Source organism: Gillisia xinjiangensis (assembly GCF_046298265.1).
GTDB classification, from domain to species: Bacteria; Bacteroidota; Bacteroidia; order Flavobacteriales; family Flavobacteriaceae; genus Gillisia; species Gillisia xinjiangensis.
Map to the genome: position 1 here is coordinate 21,145 of NZ_JBKAHK010000002.1, position 25,993 is coordinate 47,137.

At 39.7% G+C, this 25,993-nt stretch carries 22 protein-coding genes; 4 read left to right on the forward strand and 18 right to left on the reverse strand.

The annotated features are described in order from the left end of the window. The first annotated feature begins 173 nt into the window (after positions 1 to 173). A complete protein-coding gene (gene lysS / locus ACKGJN_RS01140) occupies positions 174 to 1,871 on the forward strand; it encodes a lysine--tRNA ligase (RefSeq protein ID WP_409537577.1) in 1,698 nt (565 codons plus the stop codon). A gap of 60 nt (positions 1,872 to 1,931) precedes the next feature. Here the strand turns inward: lysS and ACKGJN_RS01145 are convergent, their stop codons facing one another. Continuing rightward, positions 1,932 to 2,138: a hypothetical protein gene (locus ACKGJN_RS01145; RefSeq protein WP_409537578.1), complete on the reverse strand. Its 207-nt coding sequence runs from the start codon at positions 2,136 to 2,138 to the stop codon at positions 1,932 to 1,934. A gap of 285 nt (positions 2,139 to 2,423) precedes the next feature. Here ACKGJN_RS01145 and ACKGJN_RS01150 point away from each other — a divergent pair, with 285 nt between their 5' ends. Together ACKGJN_RS01150 and ACKGJN_RS01155 are read left to right on the forward strand one after the other, a co-directional pair. After that, positions 2,424 to 4,910 carry a zinc-dependent metalloprotease gene (locus tag ACKGJN_RS01150; protein WP_409537579.1) on the forward strand — a complete coding sequence of 829 codons (2,487 nt, stop codon included), beginning with the start codon at positions 2,424 to 2,426 and terminating at the stop codon, positions 4,908 to 4,910. A gap of 337 nt (positions 4,911 to 5,247) precedes the next feature. Continuing rightward, a complete protein-coding gene (locus tag ACKGJN_RS01155) occupies positions 5,248 to 5,682 on the forward strand; it encodes a hypothetical protein (RefSeq protein ID WP_409537580.1) in 435 nt (144 codons plus the stop codon). A gap of 427 nt (positions 5,683 to 6,109) precedes the next feature. On the opposite strand, the gene ACKGJN_RS01160 is transcribed toward ACKGJN_RS01155, so the two are convergent. From ACKGJN_RS01160 to xrtF, 17 genes are all read right to left on the reverse strand, one after another. After that, on the reverse strand, positions 6,110 to 8,914 hold the full coding sequence (locus ACKGJN_RS01160) for a heavy metal translocating P-type ATPase (RefSeq protein ID WP_409538370.1): 2,805 nt from the start codon (positions 8,912 to 8,914) through the stop codon (positions 6,110 to 6,112). A gap of 142 nt (positions 8,915 to 9,056) precedes the next feature. Then, positions 9,057 to 9,377, reverse strand: a complete 321-nt coding sequence (locus tag ACKGJN_RS01165; protein ID WP_409537581.1) for a four-helix bundle copper-binding protein — start codon at positions 9,375 to 9,377, stop codon at positions 9,057 to 9,059. Positions 9,378 to 9,470: 93 nt separating this feature from the next. Then, a complete protein-coding gene (locus tag ACKGJN_RS01170) occupies positions 9,471 to 10,040 on the reverse strand; it encodes a helix-turn-helix domain-containing protein (protein ID WP_409537582.1) in 570 nt (189 codons plus the stop codon). A 56-nt stretch (positions 10,041 to 10,096) separates the two neighbouring features. Then, complete coding sequence (locus ACKGJN_RS01175) at positions 10,097 to 10,690, reverse strand: DUF3347 domain-containing protein (RefSeq protein ID WP_409537583.1); 594 nt, start codon at positions 10,688 to 10,690, stop codon at positions 10,097 to 10,099. A 90-nt stretch (positions 10,691 to 10,780) separates the two neighbouring features. Continuing rightward, complete coding sequence (locus ACKGJN_RS01180) at positions 10,781 to 11,323, reverse strand: hypothetical protein (RefSeq protein WP_409537584.1); 543 nt, start codon at positions 11,321 to 11,323, stop codon at positions 10,781 to 10,783. 35 nt (positions 11,324 to 11,358) lie between these two features. After that, a complete protein-coding gene (locus ACKGJN_RS01185; RefSeq protein WP_409538371.1) occupies positions 11,359 to 13,677 on the reverse strand; it encodes a multicopper oxidase domain-containing protein in 2,319 nt (772 codons plus the stop codon). Positions 13,678 to 13,791: 114 nt separating this feature from the next. Beyond that, entirely contained in the window at positions 13,792 to 14,505 is a 714-nt protein-coding gene (locus ACKGJN_RS01190) for a PepSY domain-containing protein (RefSeq protein WP_409537585.1), read from the reverse strand. A gap of 70 nt (positions 14,506 to 14,575) precedes the next feature. After that, positions 14,576 to 14,998 (reverse strand): DUF305 domain-containing protein, encoded by a 423-nt coding sequence (locus ACKGJN_RS01195; RefSeq protein ID WP_409537586.1) that lies wholly within the window; start codon positions 14,996 to 14,998, stop codon positions 14,576 to 14,578. 91 nt (positions 14,999 to 15,089) lie between these two features. Continuing rightward, positions 15,090 to 15,680, reverse strand: coding sequence for a DUF2911 domain-containing protein (locus ACKGJN_RS01200; protein WP_409537587.1), 591 nt, complete (start codon positions 15,678 to 15,680; stop codon positions 15,090 to 15,092). Positions 15,681 to 15,744: 64 nt separating this feature from the next. After that, positions 15,745 to 16,278 carry a hypothetical protein gene (locus ACKGJN_RS01205; RefSeq protein WP_409537588.1) on the reverse strand — a complete coding sequence of 178 codons (534 nt, stop codon included), beginning with the start codon at positions 16,276 to 16,278 and terminating at the stop codon, positions 15,745 to 15,747. Between the two features lie 24 nt (positions 16,279 to 16,302). After that, entirely contained in the window at positions 16,303 to 18,045 is a 1,743-nt protein-coding gene (locus ACKGJN_RS01210) for an efflux RND transporter periplasmic adaptor subunit (protein ID WP_409537589.1), read from the reverse strand. Positions 18,046 to 18,092: 47 nt separating this feature from the next. After that, a complete protein-coding gene (locus ACKGJN_RS01215) occupies positions 18,093 to 18,395 on the reverse strand; it encodes a four helix bundle protein (RefSeq protein ID WP_409537590.1) in 303 nt (100 codons plus the stop codon). 32 nt (positions 18,396 to 18,427) lie between these two features. After that, entirely contained in the window at positions 18,428 to 19,645 is a 1,218-nt protein-coding gene (locus tag ACKGJN_RS01220) for a TolC family protein (RefSeq protein ID WP_409537591.1), read from the reverse strand. Positions 19,646 to 19,685: 40 nt separating this feature from the next. Next, positions 19,686 to 23,555: an efflux RND transporter permease subunit gene (locus ACKGJN_RS01225; protein WP_409537592.1), complete on the reverse strand. Its 3,870-nt coding sequence runs from the start codon at positions 23,553 to 23,555 to the stop codon at positions 19,686 to 19,688. A 121-nt stretch (positions 23,556 to 23,676) separates the two neighbouring features. Next, on the reverse strand, positions 23,677 to 24,078 hold the full coding sequence (locus tag ACKGJN_RS01230) for an HYC_CC_PP family protein (RefSeq protein ID WP_409537593.1): 402 nt from the start codon (positions 24,076 to 24,078) through the stop codon (positions 23,677 to 23,679). A gap of 119 nt (positions 24,079 to 24,197) precedes the next feature. Continuing rightward, positions 24,198 to 24,650, reverse strand: a complete 453-nt coding sequence (locus tag ACKGJN_RS01235) for an exosortase F system-associated membrane protein (protein WP_409537594.1) — start codon at positions 24,648 to 24,650, stop codon at positions 24,198 to 24,200. Further along, positions 24,634 to 25,191 carry an exosortase family protein XrtF gene (gene xrtF / locus ACKGJN_RS01240; RefSeq protein ID WP_409537595.1) on the reverse strand — a complete coding sequence of 186 codons (558 nt, stop codon included), beginning with the start codon at positions 25,189 to 25,191 and terminating at the stop codon, positions 24,634 to 24,636. Before xrtF ends, ACKGJN_RS01235 begins: the two co-directional genes overlap by 17 nt. An 86-nt stretch (positions 25,192 to 25,277) precedes the next feature. Between xrtF and ACKGJN_RS01245 the strand changes: the two genes are divergently transcribed. Further along, positions 25,278 to 25,733: a GAF domain-containing protein gene (locus tag ACKGJN_RS01245; RefSeq protein WP_409537596.1), complete on the forward strand. Its 456-nt coding sequence runs from the start codon at positions 25,278 to 25,280 to the stop codon at positions 25,731 to 25,733. Positions 25,734 to 25,993: the final 260 nt, after the last annotated feature.

The following is a 25,993-nucleotide window of genomic DNA, read 5'->3' on the forward strand; positions in this document are numbered from 1 at the left end:
TTTTTTGAATTATTCTACAGGATTGCAAAGATAAGATTTATATAATTCCTGAAACAGTCCAATTATTTTAAGGAATTGAGATAGGCTGTAATTCTAATTGATTGGTTGCCCTATTGTCATTATATTTGCAGCTTCTTACCAGTACCGGTAAGTTTTTAAATTTAAAGATCATTATGCATTTATCTGAACAGGAAATAGTACGAAGAGAAAAACTTTCGGCTTTACGTAAATTAGATATCAATCCATATCCGGCAGCTTTATATCCGGTAACCCACGTCACTACTGAGATAAAATCGAATTTTGAAGAAGGGGAAAAAGTAGTTGTTGCAGGAAGACTTATGTCCAGAAGAATTCAGGGAAAGGCTTCCTTTGCTGAAATTCAGGATTCCAGGGGAAAGATTCAGGTTTATTTTAACCGGGATGAGATTTGTACCGGGGAAGATAAAAGCTTGTATAATGATGTTTATAAAAAACTCCTTGATATTGGGGATTTTATAGGAATTGAAGGAGAGTTATTCACGACTCAGGTTGGCGAAAAGACCGTTATGGTGAAAAAATTCACGCTGTTGAGTAAATCCCTTCGCCCGCTTCCTCTTCCAAAAACAGATAAGGAAGGTAAAACCTACGACGAGTTTAATGACCCTGAACACAGGTATCGTCAACGTTATGCAGATTTGGTAGTGAATCCAAAAGTTAAAGAGATCTTTGTAAAACGCACAAAGCTTTTTACCGCGATGCGGAATTTCTTCAATGATAAAGGATATTTTGAGGTGGAAACACCTATCCTTCAGTCCATCCCGGGAGGCGCAGCAGCCAGGCCTTTTATGACACATCACAATGCGTTGGACATCCCTCTATATCTAAGGATCGCAAATGAATTATATTTAAAAAGACTCATCGTGGGTGGTTTTGACGGGGTTTATGAATTTTCCAAAAACTTCAGAAATGAAGGAATGGATCGCACGCATAATCCGGAATTCACCGCAATGGAGATTTATGTGGCCTACAAGGACTACAACTGGATGATGGAATTCACAGAAAATCTTCTGGAATATTGTGCACTGCAGGTAAATGGCACTACCGAAGCCACTTTTGGGGAGAATAACATCAATTTCAAAGCTCCTTACAAACGGGTCACTATGACCGAAGCTATAAAGAACTTTACAGGTTTTGATATCACAGGAAAGTCTGAAAAAGAACTTTTTAAGGCTGCCAGGGAAATGGGTGTAGATGTTGATGAAACGATGGGAAAAGGCAAGCTTATAGATGAAATATTTGGAGAAAAGTGTGAAGGGAAATTTATTCAGCCGACATTTATAATTGACTATCCTAAGGAAATGAGCCCCTTATGTAAGGAGCATCGCGATAACCCGGAATTGACCGAGCGTTTTGAACTTATGGTTTGCGGTAAGGAAATCGCAAATGCCTATACCGAATTGAATGATCCAATAGATCAGCGGGCGCGTTTTGAAGAGCAATTAAAATTATCAGAAAAAGGAGATGATGAAGCGATGTTCATCGACGATGATTTCCTTCGTGCTTTGGAATACGGAATGCCTCCAACCTCCGGACTGGGAATTGGAATGGACCGGTTGATCATGTTTTTAACCAATAAGCAATCCATCCAGGAAGTGCTCTTCTTTCCACAGATGAAGCCGGAGAAAAAAGCAGCTGTTCCAAAACCGGAAGATTTTATAAAAATTGGGGTGCCGCAGGAATGGGTGGATATCGTAATGCACGAATACCTTAGCGTTTCAAAATTAAAGGAGAACAAACCTACCCAGGTACATCAAACCCTGAATGGTTTGCGGAAGAAAAACAAAATACCTGTTGCAGCACTTCAATTGGAAGAAGTTGAGAAATGGTTTTAGTACTGTTGAAACATATAAATGCCGGCCACAAAATGTCCGGCATTTTTTATTTCAAGAAATTTATTTTTTCCCGAACATACCGCCCAGTTTTCCTGCGATTCCACCTTCATCTTTGGAATCTTCACCCTTTAAATAAGCATCCACCTGTGATGCCAAAGCCGGGGGCATTTTATCCTTCAAAAAATTTGCTACGGTGGTTACGGCAGTTTTCGCCTGGGCTTCTGAAATTCCCGCTTTCTCGGCAACCATATTTACTATTTTTTCCATGATAATATATTGTTTTTAATTTATACCTGCTCAAATTACTAATTTAAAAGGGAGTACTAAAAAAAACCTTTAGTTAATTTTTAATCAGAAGAAGTAATTCTGTTGGAGACGAAACCCATTAAAAGCGTTCAAAAAAATTCAACAAGCGTTAAAATTTAGTTTTATTTAACTTTCTTTTAAACCTTTTACGAAATTTGTAGTCCAAAGCTTACCTGCAAGTGTGCTTTTTCGATTTATCCCGATTAAATTCACTTCGGAATTTTTCATTAACCAAAACAAGTTTTCATGACCAAACAATTTTCTTACAAACTACTTCTGGTAGCTTTGTCTTTATCTGTTTCCGGTTGTGCCGTATTTCAGCCAAAAGACAAAAAAGGCACGGCACAAACTTCAGAAAAAGCAGAATCCAAGGACAAAAATGGAATTAAACCCTACAACAAAGTAATTACCAAGGACGCAAAATCTGATAAAGGTTTATTTACCGTCCATAAGGTAGACGACAATTACTTTTATGAAATCCCGGACAGTCTTATTAACCGCGAAATGCTTACCGTAACACGAATCGCAAAAACAGCAACCGGAATTGGTTTTGGTGGTGGAAAGCAAAATACAGAGGTTCATCGCTGGGAAAAGAAAAACAACAATATTTTACTCCGCCTGGTTTCTCACGAGATCTACGCTGCAGATTCCCTTCCGGTTCACGAAGCCGTAATGAATTCAAATTTTGATCCTATTATTCAATCCTTTGCAATTAAAGCGATATCAAAAGATTCCCTAACTTCAAACTACGTGATTGATGTTACAGATCTTTATACCAAGGACGTTCAAACCCTTGGATTGCCTGATCGTGCGCGAAAGCAGTATAAAGTTTCCAGACTTGATGACAGCAGATCTTACATTGACACCATTCGCAGTTACCCGGAAAACATAGAAATACGTCACGTAAAAACTTACAATGCCGGGGAACCACCTTCCAATGCAAGTACCGGATCCATATCACTGGAATTCAGCAATTCGATGATCTTACTTCCTAAAGTGCCTATGGAGCGCCGTTATTTTGACCAGCGTGTTGGATGGTTTGCCAGAGGACAAACAGATTATGGTCTGGATGCTCAGGAATCTAAAATTGTGAGATACCTTGACCGCTGGAGACTCGAAGTGAAAGATGAAGACATTGAAAAGTTTAAGAGAGGCGAATTGGTGGAACCTAAAAAACAAATCGTTTATTATGTAGACAGAGCCACTCCAAAACAATGGATCCCGTTTATCAAGCAGGGTATTAATGACTGGCAGGTAGCTTTTGAAGCTGCCGGATTTAAAAATGCCATCATTGCAAAAGATCCTCCAACTAAGGAAGAGGATCCGGACTGGAGTCCTGAAGATGTACGCTATTCTGTTGTACGCTATTTAGCCTCGCCTATTCCAAATGCAAATGGCCCGCACGTAAGTGACCCCCGTTCAGGTGAAATCCTGGAATCTGATATCAACTGGTATCACAACGTAATGACCTTGTTAAGAAACTGGTTCTTTGTACAAACTGCAGCTATCAACGAAGATGCCCGCGGAGTAAAATTCAAAGACGAAGTGATGGGAAGATTGATACGCTTTGTATCATCCCACGAAGTTGGACACACTCTTGGCTTACCCCATAACATGGGAAGCAGCGTTGCGTATGATGTTGAAGATTTACGTGATCCTGAGTTCACCAAAAAATATGGTACTGCTCCATCCATTATGGATTATGCACGTTTCAACTATGTAGCACAGCCTGGAGATGGTGATGTGGCACTTATGCCGGAAATTGGTGTTTATGACAAATATTCAATTGCCTGGGGATATCGCCCAATTCTGGATAAAACAGGAAAGGAAGAAAAGAAAACTTTAGACCAGTGGATCCTGAAACATGCCGGAGATCCAATGTACCGCTTCGGAAGTCAGCAAAGGACCACTATTGATCCAAGTTCACAAACCGAAGACCTTGGTAGCGATGCCGTACTGGCAAGTCAGTATGGAATTGCAAACCTGAAACGTATTGTTCCAAACCTTATCGAATGGACTTCGGAAGACGGAAAAAATTACGACGATCTTAATACGATGTATGGTCAGGTCCTTGGACAGTATAACCGATATATGGGCCATGTAGCTGCAAATATTGGCGGGGTTTATGAAATGTATAAAACCTACGACCAGGAAGGCGCTGTTTACACTCATGTAGCCGCAGAAAAACAAAAGAACGCGATGAAATTCTTACAAACTGAACTTTTCCAGACTCCGGAATGGTTGATAGATCAGGAAATTTTCAACAAAATAGAATTTGATGGAAATATGGAACGTGTAAGAAACTTTCAGGAAAGAACGCTTTCCAATTTACTTGACTTCGGAAGAATGGCCAGGTTGATGGAAAATTCTTCCATAAATGGAAAGGACGCCTATTCATTAATGAATATGATGACCGATGTACGTACGGGACTATGGAGTGAATTAAATAGAGGAGGCGCTATAAGCAATTACCGAAGAAACCTTCAAAGAGCTTATATTGCAAGAATGGAATATTTAATGACAGAAGAACAAAGTCCGGCAATGAGAAGATTTGGATCATCTGTTGATGTAGCCCAAAGCGATATTCGTCCTATTGTAAGGGGGGAACTTGTTACTTTGCAACGGAATATTAGAAATGCTGCAAACAGATCAAATGATCAACTTACAAGGTATCATCTTTTAGATGCTTTGGAGCGAATTGATCTTATTCTGAATCCTATTGCTAAAGGATAACCTTTTTTGTTGATCGTTGTTTTGATGATCTTTTTTCAGACCCTGCCAGGCCCCACCCCGGCAGGGTCTATTTTTTTTAAAAATTTCAGGGTTATCATCTTTTTATTTTTTCGTTTTTTTAAGTCTTAATGCATTCGCTATTACCGGAACAGAACTAAAACTCATTACTATCCCACGATTAAGTTTGATTATTAACTAGATAATTCAAAATAATTTAAAAAGGCATTGAAAAAGAAATCCGTGCGTTTTTTATTCATTTTCAGCAAGTTAAAGTATCTGGGATTAAACTATTTTATCATTTCATAGTCTTACTACTATAACCTAATAAAGTAAAATCATGAAAAAAGTTAGCCTTATCCTGATATTGATGCTCTCGATATCTGCTTTTGCACAGGATAGAAAACAGGAAAGAAAACAAGACCATAAAATGGACAAAGTTGAAATGTCTGCCGATGAAATGGCAACGCTTCGAACCAAGAAAATGGCCTTAAAACTAGACCTTACCGAGGAGCAGCAAGCCCGGTTAAAAACCCTTTTTACTGAAGAAGCCACCTATCAAAAAACCATGAAGGCCCAGCACAGGGAATTGAGGAAGGATACTGCCACCTGGAACCAGAATAGATTTGCGATCAAAAATGCCCGCCTCGATCACCAAAAAGAGATGCAGGAAAAAATAAGAACCATTCTTACACCGGAGCAATTTGAAACCTGGAAAGCATCTGCCGACAGATCTGGAAAGAAAATGAAAATGAAGCAAAAGAACAAATATTAGCCAAGCTCAATAATGTTAGTTTGTTTAACAAAAAACACCTCCCAGAAAAGAGGTGTTTTTTTCTTTTAGTATCATGTCCCGTCCTGAAATAGCGATACACTTAAAAACAAGTGTTATGGAATTTTTAATAAACAAACCTTACTTTCTGACTTTTTCAATTATACCGATAGCTCAGGTATTCTGAAAAAATAGAGATCATACCTAAATGTTTATCAGTTAAATCAAGCTCGGGGCAAGCCCACGAGGTATGAATTGGAAAATACTTTTAAAAATTCGAGGCCCGCCTGAATGATTCGGGCAGGCCTCGGGGAATTAAACCCTCAAGGAGGCATTAAAATCAAGTCTTTTTTTTGGTTCTTGCAATTACGCCGAAGGCGAAACGATCTTGCCTCTTTACCGGACATTACTGTTTTATTATAAATGTTATCTATATCCTGGCCTTTTTAAGTCTTAATGCATTCGCAATTACAGAAACTGAACTAAAACTCATTGCCAATGCAGCGATCATTGGGGAGAGTAAAATCCCGAAAACCGGATACAATACCCCTGCAGCAATAGGTATTCCTGCAGTATTATAAAACAAGGCGAAAAACAGGTTCTGCTTGATATTCCGCATCACCTTTTTGCTTAATTCTTTTGCCTTTAAAACGCCCTGCAAATCACCCTTAACCAGCGTAATCTTTGCGCTTTCAATAGCAACATCGGTTCCGGTTCCCATCGCGATCCCAATATTGGACTGTGCCAGTGCAGGAGCATCATTTATTCCATCTCCGGCCATCGCCACATTTTTCCCTTCTGCCTGTAAGCGTTTTACCTCATTTAATTTATCTTCCGGCAACATGCCTGCTTTAAATCCTGAAAGGTGCAATTCATCTGCAACTGCAGCGGCGGTAATTTTGTTATCCCCGGTAAGCATATAAACCTCTATTCCCGCATCCATCAATTCCTGAATTGCCTGCCTGCTGGTTTTTTTGATGGGATCTGTTATCGTGATGTATCCAACCACTTTTTTATCGATTGACAAATAAGAAACTGTCTTACCTAATTGTTGCTCTTTTTCAACTTCCACTTTTAAATCCAAAGGAACTTCAGCGGCTACATGTTGCATAAGTTGTTCATTCCCAATTGCAAGATCATGCCCGTCAACATTTCCGGTAACCCCCTTTCCTGTAACCGAATTAAAATTGGAAGCTTCAGTTAGCTTCAGGTTCTTCTCTTTGGCAAATTTGACGGTAGCTTCTGCCAAAGGATGCTCGCTCATCGCATTAAGAGAAGCGATGTATTTTAAAATGGAATCTTCAGAAAAATTTGAATCTGAAGAAACCACTTTTTCTACGGAAGGTTTCCCTTCAGTAATAGTCCCTGTTTTATCGATTATAAGGGTATCTATTTTATCCATGTGCTCCAAAGCCTGGGCATTTTTGATAAGCACCCCGTTTTGCGCACCTTTTCCAACACCTACCATTACAGACATTGGCGTTGCCAATCCCAAAGCGCAGGGACAGGCAATGATTAAAACGGCGATGGCATTAATTAGCGCAAAGACATACGAAGGTTCCGGACCATAAATCGCCCAAACTGCAAAGGTGATTATTGAAATAAGAACTACAATGGGGACAAAATACCCGGAAATTTTATCGGCCAGTTTTTGGATTGGTGCCTGTGAACGGCTGGCATCATTCACCATCTTGATTATCTGAGCCAACAGGGTTTCGTTCCCGACTTTTTGAGCCTTCATTGTAAAACTCCCGTTGCCGTTAATAGTCCCTGAGGTTACTTTATCCCCTTCCTGTTTATCCACAGGAATAGGTTCTCCGGTGATCATGGATTCATCCAGACTACTCCCGCCCTTTTCAATGATACCGTCTACCGGGATCTTATCTCCAGGTTTTACCCTTAAAATATCGCCCACCACAATTTTATCTGTAGCCACGACCTCATCCTGCCCATTTACAACCCGAACAGCAGTGTTGGGGGCAAGCTTCAGCAAGGCTTTAATAGCGCTATTGGTTTGGCTATGTGCACGTGCTTCGAGTAACTGGCCTAATAAAACCAATGTTAAAATTACGGTTGCAGCCTCAAAATAAACATGAACAGAACCCATTTCGGTTTTAAATTGCGCCGGGAAAAAATCCGGGAAAAACAATCCAAAAACACTGAATATCCAGGCAACCCCTGCTCCAATACCTATGAGAGTGAACATGTTCAAATTCCAGGTAATTATGGATCTGTAAGCCCGTTCAAAAAACATCCAGGTAGCATAAAATACCACGGGAATGGAAAGCCCCAGCTGAACCCAGTTCCAGTATTGCATATCCATAACTTGATATAGAGGATTTCCAGGGATCATTTCAGACATTGCAATAAGGAAAATGGGCAGGGTAAAAACAACCGCAATTTTGAATTTTTTGAGAAGTTTTTGATAGGTTTTTTTCTCTGCGGAAACATCTGCTTCCATAGGTACCAGGTCCATTCCGCAGATAGGGCAGGAACCCGGTTCATCCTTTATTACTTCAGGATGCATGGGGCAGGTATATTGTGTTCCTGCTGCTTTTAGGCTCATTTCTTCTACAAGGTCCATCCCGCACACCGGGCAATCTCCCGGTTCATCATAGGTTTTATCGCCTTCGCAATGCATGGGGCAATAAAATGTGCCGGTACCCTGGCTGCGCTCGTGACCTCCTTCAGGCTTATCAACTTTTCCAAAGTTTGAATCTTTGGAAAAGATCTTTTCAACAGCTGCTTCCCCTGGCATTAAAATCTGATAATTTCCTCCGGAATTCTTCAAAGCTTCCTGAAATTTCTCAATTTCGATATGCTTTTCCATTTCAATTATAGCTTCGGCTTTCTCCAGATTTACAGAGGCTTTGCTTACTCCTTCAACTTCACCCAGCGCTTTCTCAACATGGGAACGGCAACCATTGCAGGTCATTCCGGTTATTTTGTAGGTGTGAGCCATTTTGTCTTCAACTTTTCCAAGGTTTGAATCTTTGGAAAAGATCTTTTCAACAGCTGCTTCGCCTGGCATTAAAATCTGATAATTTCCTCCGGAATTCCTCAAAGCTTCCTGAAATTTCTCAATTTCGATATGCTTTTCCATATCAAGAACGGCTTCGGCGTTTTCAAGATCAACCTCAGCTTTTTTTACACCTTCTACCTCATTCAAGGTTTTTTCCACATGCGAACGGCAACCGTTGCAGGTCATTCCCGTAATTTTATATATATGTGTCATCATAATTCTTCCAATTTTATCAAAATTATGGAATATTCCTGCCAAGGGCTTTTAAATTTATAGAAATAACATCTGATTTTTTTGGATAGGTGTACAAAAAAACCCGGAGAACTTCTCCGGGTTTCTTATATAATAAAATCTCTTAAGCTGCATATTGCCCGCAAACTCTTACACATTCCCTACAGGCCTTTGCGCAATCTTTGCAATGCTGATGTTCATGTTTCTCACACTCATCGGCACAGGCATTACATACTGTTATACAATAGTCTATAAGACCCTGAACATCTTTATAGTTGGTAGCAAGAACCTGATTTAAGGCTGCGCAAACTTCAGCACAAACCCGGTCTGTACGTATACATTTAACCATCATTTTTACATTTTCCTCATCCAGGCATGCATCAGCACAATAATTACAGGCGTTGATACAATTTCCTACTGCATGGATCAATTTCTCATTTCTCATAATATTGGTATTTAATTATTTATAACTAAAATTACCACTATACATTAAAATTGACCTTTAAGGAAACTATAAACCTTTAAGAAAGTTTGTTAATCAATGAGAATCCAGCGAACTCCTTTTCTTTACATGATCATGCTTATATTGGGAAGGAGTTAAGCCGGTGCTCTTTTTAAATTGGGTAGAAAGATAAGCGGCACTGCTATAGCCAACTTCCATAGCGATCTCATAGATATTAAGTTCATCATATCCCAGTAACTCCTTGACCCTTTCGGTTTTTATTTCCTGCTGAAATTGCTGAATACTTTTGCCCTCCATCCTGGAAAACAGGGAACTTAAGTGGCTGTAATCCATATTTAATTCGTTGCTAAGAATAACAGAGAGATTGTTGTTGCTGAAGTTCTTATCATCATAAATACCTTTGATAATAACCGATTTTATGCGGTTAACAAGTCGGGAGTTTTTATCTTCTATCATCTCAAAACCTGTGGATAATAGTTCCTGGGAAAGCTCCTCCATTTCCTGAAAGTTTAAAGACTTCAAAAGGGAAACTTCACCCAGCGAAATTGAATTAAAGGGAATTTGCAGGCGTGACAAAATATCGCTTACAGAAAGGATGCAACGGTCGCATACCATATTTTTAATAAAAAGGATGTTTTTTTCCATAATATGAGGATGCCCCAAAAATAAAAACCCGGCGAATGTAAGCCGGGATAATTTATTTACTTAATAGTAGCTTCTATTCTTCCGCATTTCAGCATTTTATCGCCGTAGTAAGGGTTCCTTATTTCCTTGGAATTTGAAAACCAGGAATCTCCTTTTCCTTCAAATGCCATAGGGCAATATTGCTTATAGATTTCTCCCGATTCAATTGCGCCATTCAGCAAAGACTCCATAGTGGCAGTAAGTTGCGAAAATGCTTCCCGTTGCTTATTCACATCATTACTTGTAGAAATATCTCTTGCAGCACGTACAAGCTCAGCATTCGCTTCAGTATTTTCTATCGACCCAATCATCATCTTTGCGTGACCCTGTGCCATAGGTGCATCTGTTTTTACCAAAGCAGATTTTATCGCGATGTAATGATTATAAACTTCCGCTGTTTTGTCGTCTTTAAATTTCGCCGAGGTCGTATCCATGTCCTGGTCATCCATCATAGTATCGTCTCCATCCATATTATGATCCATGTCCTCCTCATGCATTTCATTTTGCATCGGTGGTGCAACCTTGTCCTCAGAGGTTTCCCGACAGGACTGTAGACTTAAACTCCCCACAACTGCTGCCAACATTATTACGTTTTTTATTTGTTTTTTCATTTTTATTGAATTTTAATTATTATGCTTTATTCCAGAATTCCTGTAACTGTTTATTTTTGTTTTTTAACCAATGAGGAATTACTATAATATCTATTGTTTTTCCATGTCTAATTGATGGTCCTTCATTTTTTTCTTCATCATTTCCATCATCTCAGGATTCTCATGCATCATTGTCATCATCTTTTCCATCATCTTTTCCATCATTTCAGGATTCTCCTTCATTCTATTGTGCATTTTTTCCATCATAGCTTCCCTTTCTGCCGGATCTTCCATCATTTTTTTTCTCATCTTTTCCTGCATCTTTTTTTGCATTTCAGGATTATTTTCCATTTTTTCCTGCATCATTTTCTCCATTTTTCCCTTCATCTCCGGATTTTCCTTCATCATCCCCATCATTTTACCGTCCTCCATCATTTTCATATGATCTTTCATCATCAACATACTGGCATTTTTATCGTTATTCGCGATTTCCAAAAATTCAGAAAATTTAACGGGATCTGAAACTATGTTTTTATAAAGTTCCTTCCTGTTTTCATCGCTTTGTAATACCTGTGCGGCATCAAAGGTTGGTTTGCAACTTACTATTAACAAAAATAGTGTTGCTGTCATCGAAAGTTTTAGAATGTTTTTCATAATAGTTTAATTTAAAGTTAGTATACATTGAATTATTAAAACCTGGCTGAAAGTCCTCCCCCGGCACCAAAGCGATTGTCATAACTTCCCATCAAGGAAAAATTCTTAGACAGAAAATATTCAGCTCCAACTGTGATGGTTTCTTCTTTCTGATAGTCTTTACCTTCCGGCAAATCATCTACCCAACCAAAATCCGACTGATATTCATATTCACCAAAAACAGATAATCTGGGAAAGATCATGATCTCCCGACCCAAACTTATTTGAGGCCTTAATTTATTATCCAGGCGCAAATCAAGATTGAACATATAAGGGGTGAAATAGCGAATTCCTGCAATTGCTGTAGTGCTTATTTGATCCATACTATCTTCCATTTCATTTTCCATATTTATCCCTCCAAATACCCGAAACCAGTCATTGAGATAATATTCATAGCTCATTTCCGCTTCAATATTCTCATTCCAACCATATTCGGCAGAAAGATTGAATTGATTTCGGATATTGGATGAAACCAGGTTCAGGCCTGCCATGTGAGAAGCAGCATCTACCATTCCCCAGGTATAAAATTGGTTGGTTTCATGAATTAAATTTGACAACGGATATTCTTTTAACCTTGGATCTCTGGGGGTGTCATAACTAATTACCCGTGCCATTCCGCCCATCATATGATACAAAATATGGCAATGAAAAAACCAGTCGCCATACTCATTACCATAAAATTCGATGGTTATTTCCTGCATTGGTGGCACATTTACCGTGTGCTTCAAGGGAGAATATTCGCCGTTTTTATTGATCACCCTAAAGAAATGCCCGTGAAGGTGCATTGGGTGGTGCATCATGGTAAGATTATTCAAAGTGATCCTGGTAACCTGATTTCCTTTGATCCTGATTTTATCGGTTTCAGCTAAGGGGATCCCGTTTAAACTCCAGATATATCTGGACATATTTCCGGTGAGATTTAAAAGGATTTCATTTACAGGAACATCCTTGGCATAGGTCGTCTTTTCACGAGATTTTAAATAATCATAATTAAATTCAGAAAACATCTGCATCCCCTGCATTTCGCCGTCTTTTTTATTTGCATTCTTTTCAACTGAAGAAATCGAATCTGGCTCCATTTTCATATCCGTCATGGAATCATCCATTTTGGAATGATCCATACCCTCCATTCCTTCCTTTTTAAAAGCTTCCGGGCTTTGATCCATTTCGGAATCGTCCATTCCTTCCATCTCCATTTCTTTATCCATCTTCATTCCCCATTTCGCTTTCATTTTATAGGGTTCATCTTTCCTGGGATTGGATTTTAATGCCGGCGCACCCATTTTCATGTCCATTTTCGCCATTTTTTGCATCATGGCAATTTTATCCGGTTTTGGCACATCCGGAGCTTCAAGGACTTTTCCCTCCCCTAAAAAAGCCGAGGCCGTGCCCGAGCCATCCTGGGCAGTAATCCTGAATTCCATCTTTCCATTTTGCGGAATTGTTGCTATAAAATCATAGGTTTCTGCAACTCCGATAAATGTCTTATTTTTTTTCACAGGCACTACGTCTATCCCATCAGCCGAAACCAGCATGGGGGTTTCCCCGCCAAATGTCATCCAAAAAGAAGTAGAGGCTGCGCCATTTATGATTCTAAGCCTGATTTTTTCTCCCGGGCTAAAATCAGGATATTCCATGGTTTGTTCTCCATTAATGAGAAAAGCGGGGTAATATATGTCGGCAATATCGGCACCTTCCATTCGCTGTCTCCAAAAATCGATTTGTGCGCCTAAAGCTCCCCGGACAATCACCTCGTTTAATGGGGTAGCGGTTCCTTTTTTAATATTATACCACTCTGTACCCCGTTTTAAAAACCGAAGGACATCCGTTGGTTTTTCGTTGGTCCAGTCGGAAAGCATCAGGACCAATTCCTTGTCATACTCGAGGGTTTTTTCCCTTGGCTGGATTACAATTGATCCAAATACACCGCTTTGTTCCTGAAGCATGGTATGGGAATGATACCAATATGTCCCATTTTGCTTAATGGCAAATTCATATTTAAGGGTTTTTCCGGGCTTTATAGGTGGTGTGGAAAGATAAGGCACGCCATCAAAAAAATTAGGCAATATCATTCCATGCCAGTGAATGGAAGTTTCCACACTCATATTGTTTTTTACGTGAATTACAGCGTATTCCCCTTCATTAAATTCCAGGGTAGGTCCGGGAATGCTTCCGTTAATGGTCATTCCCATCACATCTTTACCGGCTTTGTTCACCATTTCTTCGTTAATTTCCAGTTTATATTCACGAACCGGAAGATTGTCAATATTTCCTTCTACAGATTTTTCTTTATGGATTTGTGCCTGAGAACCCATAAAGGCCCATAAAAGAATAAGTGAAAAGCTGATTTTTCTCATAATTTTAAGTTTTGAGGTTACCCATCGCATATCTTTATTGCTGTATCCATTTTGTGTTATGCTCATTTCATATTAATTTCTTTTGATCTTCCTTTTTATTTTAAAAACGGTGGGAGAAGAAATATACCAGAGCACAAATCCGCTAAGAACTGTTATCAGTCCCAGAAGCGAAAAAATACGCAGCACCAGATTATTGAAATCATCCCTGCCCTCATAATCCATTGTATGGGTCATCCAAAGGAAATCGAACCAGCGCCAGTCCCTGTGCCTAATACTTCTAAATGATGCATCTTGTATAGAAATATAGGCTTTTAAATTATTGGGCTGGTTAAAGGAAAGTACATAAGCAGGCAGTGCTCCACTGCGATACTCATGATGATTCCCGGTTTCTTCTATCCTTTCAACTCCCGTAATATTAAGTCCATCAACCATATGTTTCCGGGCTATTAAAACGGCCTCCTCACTGCTTAGTTCATCCTTTATCTCTCCAGTCCTGGCATTTATTAATTTATTCCCATCTACCAGGTAGTATGGAACTCCTCCAATATCTTTCAATTCCAGGGAATTGATGGGAAGATTTGCATTGGCTTCCGCCGGACTTATCAAATTGTTGAAAGACGGGTTTTCAACGTGATGTTTTCTGAAATCATCTCCATGGATCTCATCAATATCTGTCCAACTAAAATAAAGCCCGCTCACCGACCAAATTATAAACTGAATTCCTATAAAAAGACCAAGATACCTGTGGGTCTTTCTTATTTTCAAAGCTGTTTTACGCTTTACCATTTGTATGTTTTAGTACAAATTTTCACAAACTTAAATTTTTTGGCCTACCTGGTTCTTTTCATAAAGCTACCTATTGATTTTCCAGTTTTTTGATCAATTGCTTCATAAGTGCGATCTCCTTCTCCTGAGCTATAATGATCTCTTCTGCCAGTTTTTTCGTTTCAGGATCCCTGAGGTCAGCTTTCTCACTTGTTAAAATGGCCGATGAATGATGCGGTATCATCCCTTTCATATACTGTATGTCTGAGATCCCCGTCTGGTTACGCATCATATAAAAAGTGACTCCAAAAACTACAATAGCTGCGCCTATTATAATACCATTCAGGGTTTTATTCTTATACATACCCCACATGAAGAGCATCATGGCAATTGCCATAGGGGCGATCATGAGGATGGTCATATAGGTCCGCATGGTGCTTAACATTACGTGATCAAATCTTGCTACATTCATAAACATTACCCCATACATTATGATGAATGAAAGTATCATCATTAGGCCAAATTTTAAATAATTATTGGTTTTCATATTAGAGTTGTTTGGTTACTATAATTATTGATGTTTGAATTTAACAAAATTAATTCCTTTAAAGTACTTCAAAGGGAACCTCGGTCTTAATTCTTTCCCATTTCAATGTTAAAACTCCTGACTTTTCCCCAGTTTCCGTTATTTCATATAATAGCGATTCCTGAATTTCTTCCAACTCATTGGGTGTTACTGTAAGGGTAAGGACATTTTCAGCTTCATTAAAATCATCTTTACCGTGCTGGTCCCATCTTGTATTGAACATTACCTTCCATTCTTCTTTTCCCGGAATTACAAAAAATCCATATTTCCCTGCGGAAAGTGTTTTCCCATCTATTAATAGATCCTTATCAGTTTCAATCCATGTGGCTTTATGCGCACCGGCCTGCCAAACAGTATTATAACCTACCAAACCGCCAAATACCACCCTGTCTCTCACCGAAGGAGAGGAATAATCAATATGGATATGGGCGTCATTAATCATGGCCATCGTAGTGGTATGAGGACTCAAGCTTTTAGATGCGGTAGAGGTGTCTGCATTGGAAACAGGGTGTTCATGGGTTTCTTGTGTTTCTTGTGTTTCCTGTTGTTTAGGGTCATTTCCACAACCTATCACTACCATTGAAATAAGTAACATTATAAAATTTTTCATTCTGTTTTTATTTTAAGATTTTGTTTGGTTTTTAGATTAGTAAAATTTGTGCTATTAATTATTGTTATTCCTTTTTCCCCTGAAATTTCAGGTGGTAAGGTGTGTTCCCATCCATCATATTCAGTTGATATCCGAACGTGTGGTTTTGCATATCAAAACCACCAAAATGTTCATCCTCTTCCTGGTGTTCATCCCTTAGGTGATGCGTCCATTCTGTTTCACCCTTTCGCATATCACCCATCATACCTCCGTTGGGATGTCCCTGGCCAAGCATATGACCGTACATGTTTTCAAAGTCATGCCCGTTAAGGCATACCAGCACACTGTTGTTATGTTCATAGTAATTAAGCACAAATGTTGTATCCATCCCATCGCTGTATAAATGCACCTCTATCAGTTCATTCCCGGTTTTTCTTATTTCGGCGATAGCAGCCTCGTCAGTGTTCACCCTGGTTTCACTTTTTGCAGTGTCAAATCCTGTAAGGGTCCCAACATAGGTTCCTTCAATCTCCTGAACAGAAACATTATCTGATTTTTCACAAGCGGCTAAAACAACCACGCTTAAGGCGGTTGCAATAATTAATTGAATCTTTTTCATTTTATTTATTTTTTAGGTTTAAAATTATTGGTTTAATGTTTCAGTAACTTCTCCACATCGCAACATAGAAGCTCCATAATAGGGGTTTTGGATCTCTTTGGAACGGCTTAACCAGTCTGCACCCTTGTCATTATCTGCCATAGGGCAATGTTGTACATACAGACTTCCGTTGGTGATATCAAATGTTTTTACCAGGCCAATCATTGTGGTGGACAATTCGTCAAACCGTTCTCTCATGGTCTCAATTTTGGCCGCGCCAGAGATAATCCCTGCATCGGCTTTTAGTTCCTTTTCATAGCTCTCCCAAACTATTTTAGCTTCTTTATTGAAACCATCTACAGCTCCAATACTTTTTTCAAATGCCTGAGCATCCTTTCTGGCTTGCGAATAATCATCCTTTACCAATGCCTCCTTCAGCCTTAAATAATTATCAACCAACTTATTGAGAACATTCTTTACTTTATCGTTTACATCAACCTTAATTAGGGCTTCCTGCTGCATCTGGCCATGGTCATGGCCGGTACTTGTCTTACCATCCTCCGGGTTCATCATACTTTTTCCACCCGAAAGCTGTACAGCTGCATCTACCGTAAAGGCTCCATTGGAAACTATTTCCTCCCCGGCTTCCAAACCTTCTTGTACTATATAAGAATCCCCCAGGGAAGGGCCTAAAGTTATTTCTCTTAACCTAAATCCGGCTTTCCCCGAAACATCGGTTTTTACATATACAATAGAGCGTTTACCTGTCCATAGCACTGCCGATTTAGGAATGATCAATTCCTGAGCCTGGCCGCCTTCCAAAACGTTCTTTACCAATCCCGATGCAAACATCCCGGGCTTTAACCTGCCATCTTTATTATTAAGCTCCACCCTCGCGGTCGCAACCCGGGTTTGGGAATCCAACAACGGATCAACAAAACTTATAGTTCCTTCAAAAGTTTCTCCCGGGAAAGAATTAATAGTGAATTCTACTTTACTTCCTTCCTTCACCCACGCAACCTGGCCTTCGTAAAGATCAAATAAAACCCAGACTTGGGTAAGGTCTGAAATTTCATAAATGGGCATTCCACGTTCTACATAATCGCCCAGATCCACCATTTTTTTGGTAACAATTCCATTCACATCCGCTCTTATGGAAAACCGCTGAATTGCCTTGCCTCCTGAAAGAATCTGTTCAATTTGAGCATCTCCTATCTTCCAGTTCCTAAGTTTTGTTTTTGCCGCTTCAAATAATTCGGGCTGACTTGCCTTTATCGCTGCAGCCTGCAGCAGTTCTTCCTGTGCGGTAACCAGCTCGGGGGAATAAACGGTTGCAAGGGTTTGACCCCGGTTCACCTTTTCACCGGTAAAATTTATGGCAAGCTGCTCAATCCTTCCGGGAATATGGGTTGACTGGGAGTAGGAAGCTCTTTCATCTACCTGCACTTTCCCGTTCAATCGCATTTCTCTTGATGCCTCTCCTCTTCCAACAACCATAGTTTGAATATTTGCAAGTTTCATCGCATTCTCACTCATCTGGTAAATGCTGGGATCACCACCGTCTCCATTGGTTTCCAGGGGAATAAGATCCATGCCACAAATTGGGCAGGAACCCGGTTCGTTTTGCCGAATTTGAGGGTGCATGGAACAGGTCCATATTTGATCATCTGATGATGCGATGGTTTGATGGTCTGATGTGGTTTTACCTGATGGTTTAAGTAGCCATCCTAGCATTAGCCCTACCATAAGAATCGCTAAAGCAATCAGTATATTTTTTTTATTTTTCATTTTTTCTGTTTTTTATAGATGAAGAAATAATTCTGGAAAGAAGCTTTTTAAATGGACACTATCTTCAAAAGCAATTCCTCAGGATTCGGATAATTTGGGCTCCGTTCACAAAGCATTAACCAATATTCGGTTTCATCTGCCTCCTTCATCGCGATCACACATTTGGAGATAAAATCATTCCGGCTATGCGCATTCTGGGCTTCTTTTATATTCGCTCCAATTGAAGTCCCGGATTTCAATAGTTGTCTGGAAATCACGTACTTTTTATCACTATCCAATAATTCGGAAAATTTAATTATTGTCAAAGCGAAATCAAAACTCAGTTCTAATATTTCATTCTTCTGTTCCATTTTTTAATCTATCCAATCATTAAATCATTATATCATCGTACCATCAAATAATCGAGTTTCGCCTGGGCAATTAACCCATTTTTTAGTGCTTCAATTCTTTGTGTTTGATACATAAGCACATCCTGGTTCATTTGAAGGACCTCATCAAAATCTGTAATAGAATTGCTGTATCCTGAGATCAACAATTTATTAGCCTGGCCGGAACTTGCTATTTGCCGGTCATATAGATCAAGGAGTTTCCTGGCGCTGTTTAATTCATAAAGGGCAGCCTCATATTCATTTTGCAGCTCATTTCTTTGAGCTTCCTGTTGTTCCAGGATACTTTCTCCCATCAACTGCGCTTCTTTTCTCGCTGCATTGATCTTTTTTCTGAAAATGGGAAGAGTTACAGAAACCATTGGCATTATCGCATCCCGCCCGTTCATATCGGGGTTGGCATCCGTTCGTTTTGAGATTATGGAATAATCTATTCCCAGGCCAACCATTGGATTGCCCTCCTTTTGCGCTATTATATCCTGCATCTCATAAGCTTCTTTTTGCTTTTCCAGCCCGGTTAAGCGGGGATGCCCATCAAAGTTCTCATCAGTTTCATTAAAGGCGAGGGCATTTTCTGGCAGAATGCTGTCCTGAAGGACTATTGCCTCCCCTTTCTCGCGTCTTAACATTAGATTAAATCTGGTTTCCAGGGGTTTTCGTTTTTCCTCCAGCAATTCAATTTCGATCATTGCAGCATCCCTTTGAATATCTACCTTCACCACATTCACCATAGGCGAACTTCCACTTCTGAAACGGCTTAGGGCCAGTTCCCTATAAGAATCAAGTATAGAGAAGTTCTCCTTTTTTAGCTGAATGGTTTTTTCAAGCGCATACAATTCGGCATAGACCTGTTTTACATCAAAGAACACCTGGTTCCTTAGATCGAGGTAATTTTGAAAGGAAGCTTCAGCCATTAAATTGGCGGCATCTTCTTTAGCCCGCAGGGTTCCGAACCACGGAAACATCTGCATTAAATTAAATCTGGCTTCCTGGGCTCCCAACCTTGTTTCGATCATTCTGCCAAATGCGCTCATAGTTAAAGTAGGATCCGGCAGGGTAGCAACCTGTGGGGCCCGCTGCATTGCAGCCTCAAATTCGGCATAAGAAGCTTTTACTTTTGGGTTATTTTCTGAAGCCATTTGGAGATACGTCTCCAGATCCTGCGCCTGCAAGGGCTGGTTTATGAAAAATATCAAAAAACAACCTATTAACATTAGAAGGTATTTTGAGGATACTTTATTTTTTATCGATTTCCTATTCATCATTATTGTCATTTGAATTGATCAATCCCAATTCTCCCTCATTCGGTGAATTTTCGGATCTTTTTACAACAGATTCTCTCCAGAAGGCCTGAAGCACCGGTACTACAAATATGGTCATGATCTGAATGATCATACCTCCCACGATAGGAATTGCCATTGGCACCATAATATCGGATCCCTTACCTCTTGATGTAAGGACCGGAAATAGCGCTATAATGGTTACGGCAGTGGTCATCATTGCAGGCCTTACCCGTTTTAATCCAGCTTCCATCACGGCACTGCGTACCTGAGCTACGGTTTGGGGGTTACGCTTTTCAAAGACCTGGTGAATGTAAGTTCCCATAAGTACCCCATCATCTGTAGCAATACCAAATAAGGCAATAAAACCAACCCACACGGCAACGCTCAGGTTAATTGTCCCCATTTGGAACAGCTCCCGCATATTCACACCGTCTACTGCAAAATCCATAAACCAGGGCTGACCATATAACCATATCATTATAAATCCGCCGGCAAAGGCAACAAAAACACCAGAGAAATGAATGGTTGAAGCTATAATGGTTTTAAACTGGAAGTACAACAACATAAAAATAATGATCAAACTTAATGGGATTACAATAGCAAGCCTTTTTACGGCCCTTACCTGATTCTCATAATTTCCGGAAAATTTATAGCTCACTCCTGCCGGCACACTAAGTTCCCCGGCGTCTATCTTATCCTGAATAAATTTCTGGGCATCGTTTACCACATTTACCTCGGCATACCCTGTACGTTTATCAAAAAGCACATAACCCACCAAAAAGGTTTCCTCGCTTCGTATCATTTGCGGTCCCCGGGTATATTTCAATTCGGCCAGTTCTCCCAGCGGGATCTGTGCTCCGGCCGGGGTGGGGATCAAAATTCTTTCCAATGCCGAAGGATCATCTCTTAGTTCCCTTGGGTATCGCACTCTTACAGGATACCTTTCCCTTCCTTCAACTGTAGTGGTAATTTCCATACCACCCACCGCGGTTTCAAGGGTTTGCTGCACATTTTCTATGCTAAGCCCATAACGCGCAATAACATTGCGGTCAATATCTATTTCAAGGTATGGTTTCCCCACGGTCCTTTCTGCAAACACGGCTTCAGCTTTTACCGATGGAACCTGCTTCAAAAGTTCTTCAAGCTCAATTCCAAATTCCTGTATTGTTTGAAGATCGGGCCCGTAAACTTTTATTCCCATAGGGGCCCTCATTCCGGTTTGCAACATTACAAGCCGTGTTTCAATAGGTTGTAATTTTGGGGCCGATGTTACCCCGGGAATATTGGCGCGACTTAGGATCTCAGTCCAGATATCATCGGGGCTTTTAATATGACTCCGCCAGTTCCTGAAATATTCTCCATCTTCATCAACTATTAGATCATTTGAAGAGTATCCGTTGTTTAAGGCATCCTCATTGCTTAAGGTATCCCCGGATTTTAAAATAAACCTGCCATCTATATCAGTTTTATAGGCCACAGGTCTTCCTCCCGGAGTGAGTTCATATTCAGATCTATAATTGATAATGTTTTCATACATAGAAATAGGAGCGGGATCCAGGGCGCTTTCAATCCTTCCAAGTTTTCCTACAACAACCTCAACCTCGGGAATATCGGTAATCGCGATATCCATTCTTTGCAGCGATTCTTTGGAAGATTCTATCCCCGCATGCGGCATAGAGGTGGGCATAAGGAGGAAACTACCTTCATTTAATGAAGGCATGAATTCTTTTCCAACTCCGGGAAAAGTATGACTCAAACCACTCCAAACAAAATTTGTGCGAATGTTCCATCCAACCTTGTCAAATCCATTGGCGGCCGGGCCAAAGATCTTAGGAAAGCCAAGCCAAATCATAATTCCAAAGAAAATGGTGATTACCGGCACTAATAAAAAAGTTCCTTTATTTTCCAGACACCAGTTTAAAATGGGTCTGTAAAATTTTACGATCGCCATTAAAACAAGCAGGGTAACTGCCAGTAAAACAAGCACGAAGATATAATTGGAAAAAAGGGAATTTTGATACCCAAGCGGCACCCATTCCTCGGTGAGGAAAAACAAGGTAACTGCCAGGATTATAAACAAGGTGATCTGGGTAGAATATTTACCGAGAAACTCAGGATTCCGGTCTTCAAGAAGACGCACCAAACCTATTAGCACCAAAGCAAGCGGCAACCAAAAGCTGAAATAAATTGCCAGAAAAAGTCCTCCTATTATCAGCACGATATTCCACATCCTGATCATTCGCGCTTTTTGAAGACGGATATTAAATGCAAAATAGGAAAGCATCGGGAGGATCAAGATTCCCACTAAAAATGCTGCAGCAAGGGCAAAGGTTTTTGTAAAGGCAAGAGGCCGGAACAATTTCCCTTCGGCATTTTCCATAAAGAATACCGGGAGAAAACTTACCACCGTTGTAGCAAGAGCGGTAGTTACCGCGGGAGCAACTTCAATGGTCGCTTTATGAATTATCTTGAGCAACCTTGAATCTCTTGCACCTGAATTTTTCTCCATCTCAAGATGCCGGATGATATTTTCCACAAAAACGATCCCTACATCTACCATTACCCCAATTGCGATAGCGATCCCGGAGAGTGCGACAACATTGGCATCTACCCCAAAATAGCGCATAGCGATAAAGGTGATAAGAACCCCAATGGGCAGTAAACTGGAAATAATAAGAGATGCCCTTAAATTAAGGACCAGAACAATAATTACCAGGATGCTTATAAGGATCTCATGAGAAAGTGCTTTCTCCAGAGTTCCTATAGTTTCATTGATAAGCTGGGTCCGGTCATAAAATGGGACAATGGTAAGTTTGCTTATAGTACCGTCTGCCAGGGTTTTTTGCGGTAATCCGGCAGAGATTTCCTTGATTTTTTCTTTGGTATTCTTGATTACCTGCAAGGGATTTGATCCATAACGGGCAACCACTACTCCACCTACAACCTCTGCCCCGCCTTTGTCTAAAATTCCGCGACGCTCTGCAGGCCCTAAATTAACCACTCCTAAATCTTTTATAAGAATCGGTTTATTATCTACGGCTGTTACCACAGAATTCTCAATATCCTCAATGGATTTTATATAGCCCAGTCCGCGCACAAGGTATTCCACCTTATTGATCTCAAGGGTTTTTGCCCCAATATCGCGGTTGGAATTCTGCACTGCCATCATCACCTGATCTATCCCTATATTAAAGGCTTTAAGGGCATCGGGATCAACATCGATTTGGTATTCCCTTACAAATCCACCTACCGAGGCAACTTCAGAAACCCCTGATGTTCCGCTTAAACCAAGTTTTACATAGTAATCCTGAATGGACCTCAATTCGTGCAAATCCCAACCCCCGGTGACATTCCCCTGGGGATCGCGACCTTCCAAAGTATACCAATATACCTGGCCCAAACCAGTGGCATCCGGCCCTAAGGTTGGTTGCACTTCCTGCGGAAGCAATTTGGAAGGAAGAGAATTGAGTTTTTCCAGCACCCTTGTGCGTGACCAGTAGAATTCCACATCCTCTTCAAAAATGATATAAATTATGGAAAACCCGAACATGGAAGTACTTCTAATGGATTTCACACCGGAAATTCCCAATAAAGCGGTGGTCATGGGATAGGTGATTTGATCCTCAATATCCTGAGGGGATCGTCCCGGCCAGTCGGTAAAAACAATTTGTTGGTTCTCTCCAATATCCGGAATGGCATCCACCGGAACAGGATCACTTGGTAAAAAACCTGTATTCCAGTCAAATGGAGCTGTTACAATTCCCCATCCAATGAAAAATGCCAAAAGTAGTATGGTAATAAGCCGGTTATAAAGAAAATATTTTATGACTTTATCAAACATCTCAAATAGTTATTTAATGAAAAAGTTTCTTCAAAACTTCGACGGAAATACCCAGGGTAAGACCAAATCAAAGAAGCTGTTATCAGAAAAATTATCTGAAAACAGGAAAACCATTAAATAATCAAATAAGGAAAACCTGATCAAGAACCAGTAAATCGGTGACCAGTAAGGGTGGGGTGTAATTTTTAAAAGGAATAACCTGTAGCGGTGTACCTTCAAAAAGATTGATGTATGAAAAAGTAAATGTAGAAAGGAACACCTGTTGCTCGAAATCCAGGGAGTTAAAGGAAATCTTCAATTCATCCTGACCTTCCACCGAAGTTTTTTCATTGGTGCAGCAGGAATCTTCAGAATTGGTTGCATCTGAATGCATTTCCATTCCGCAGGTTTTTGCTTCAGAAAAGATGGCTTTATCCACTAATAAACTTCCACAAAAATGCTTATCTACCGTAAATGAAAACGTAGAGAAGAGCACTAAAAGCGCCAGAATTGTAGAAAGGGATTTTTGAACAGCCTTTTTCATCGTCGTCAAATATAAACAATATTTAGTTACCTGTTGTAACTGTCCTAAAAATCAATAGGTTTTAAATCCCATTTATGGCTATAAATCAGCGATTCACAAGAATTGCACATTCACAATTCTCACCTGTTCCTGTTCAATTTAGTGGAATTTTTAAGTCGGAAATAGTAAAATGCAGGTAAAAGAATGATCACAAATATGGGATGTATCAAAAATCTACGAATATAAAACAGCGCCATAAAATTTTCATTTTCAATGGTGAGGATCAAAAACACGAAACCAGGGAAGCAAGCTGCAAAAAGTAAAACATAGAGCAAAAAGGAGAATTTCAGGATGTTTTTATCCAGAAAAGCCACATATACTATTGCAAGAGATATTCCCATATTCAACAAGAACCTTAGAAAAACATTCGCAAGAAGCTTCCACGTGATAAAATTGGGAACCTTATCATTGAGATAATCTGATTGATAAAATTCAATAAGCGGATCATAAAACAGGCTGTGTTCAAAAAACCTGATTAACACCAGTAAGCCTACTAAAAGGCTGATTATAGCAATTCTATATTTGAGTTCCATAGGTGGTAGCTTTGGAGAAAATACGAACCCAGACGATCCATAAAATAAAAACAGTTCCATAAATAATCAATGGAAAAACAATGCTATGAAGGAACTCTGCGTGCTGCGGATATTCATAGATCCCTATGGTTAAAATCGCGATCCGGATAACATTCATCACATATATTATTACCGCTCCAGCAAAAAGAAATAAAAGCGTGGTTTTTAATTTGGAAACAAAAGCCAGCACAAAGGAAACGAACAGGATAATGATACTTATAGAATTACAGCCTTCCACCACCCTGGCCAAAAAAAGATCGTTCACATAGAGGTTCATGGAAGGCTCGTTAGGATTGGGCGAAATTCTGGCGGGATATCCAAAAGTTTCGATTACCGCTTCACTTTGAATTGCAACAAGATGCGTAAAAAAATCCGGGTAATATTTTTGAGAAACCGAAAGATCGAGATAGGTGTTGTAAAAAATAGAGAGCAAAAAATAACTCCCCAGAAATATGAGAATAAACCGTAAAACCGATTTGTACTTTTTAAATAGCTGTAGCAATGAAAATACCTGTTTGAACAAATTTATAGAAAAATGAAAGGTAAGAAACCCAAACTTTAAATACTTTTACAAAAAAATTAAAAGCTATGCCTTTTCAGAAATTAAAACCACAGATAAAAGCTATTCTAAAAACCGAAGAATTATCTGTTGAGCACCGGTTATTAGATGTTTGTGAATTGCTGAAAGAGAATATTTCCTATTATAATTGGGTAGGATTTTATTTTAAAAATGGGGATAAAGAAGAACTCAAATTAAGCTCTTATGCCGGGGATCCAACAGATCATACTATCATTCCTTTTGGAAAGGGAATTTGCGGACAGGTAGCGGTTTCCAATAAGAATTTTGTGGTTCCCGATGTTCAGGCACAGGATAATTACATCGCCTGCAGCATTCATGTAAAAGCTGAGATCGTGGTGCCTTTGTTTGTAAACGGTGAAAATTTTGGCCAGATTGATATTGATTCCAATACCCCCGATCCTTTTACTGAAGAAGATGAACGGTTTTTGGAATGGGTGAATGAGCAAGTGGCGGAAATTCTTTAAAAGGAAGCAAGAGACAAGATTCAAGACGATAGACTAAATAAATCTCAATGAACTTCCCTGATTAGTGTTGCCCTTTTTAAACATTAATTTTCAATAGTACATTTATTTTATCTCCCACTGATCTCAGAAATCAATCTTCACTGTTTTTTTGCCACGAATACACGAATGTTTTTTTGTCTTGTTTCCTGGTTCTTGTCTCTTGAATCGTAGCTTCCAACTTTATTTCTGTCTCAATACTAAAATCTCAAGTCTTACACCTA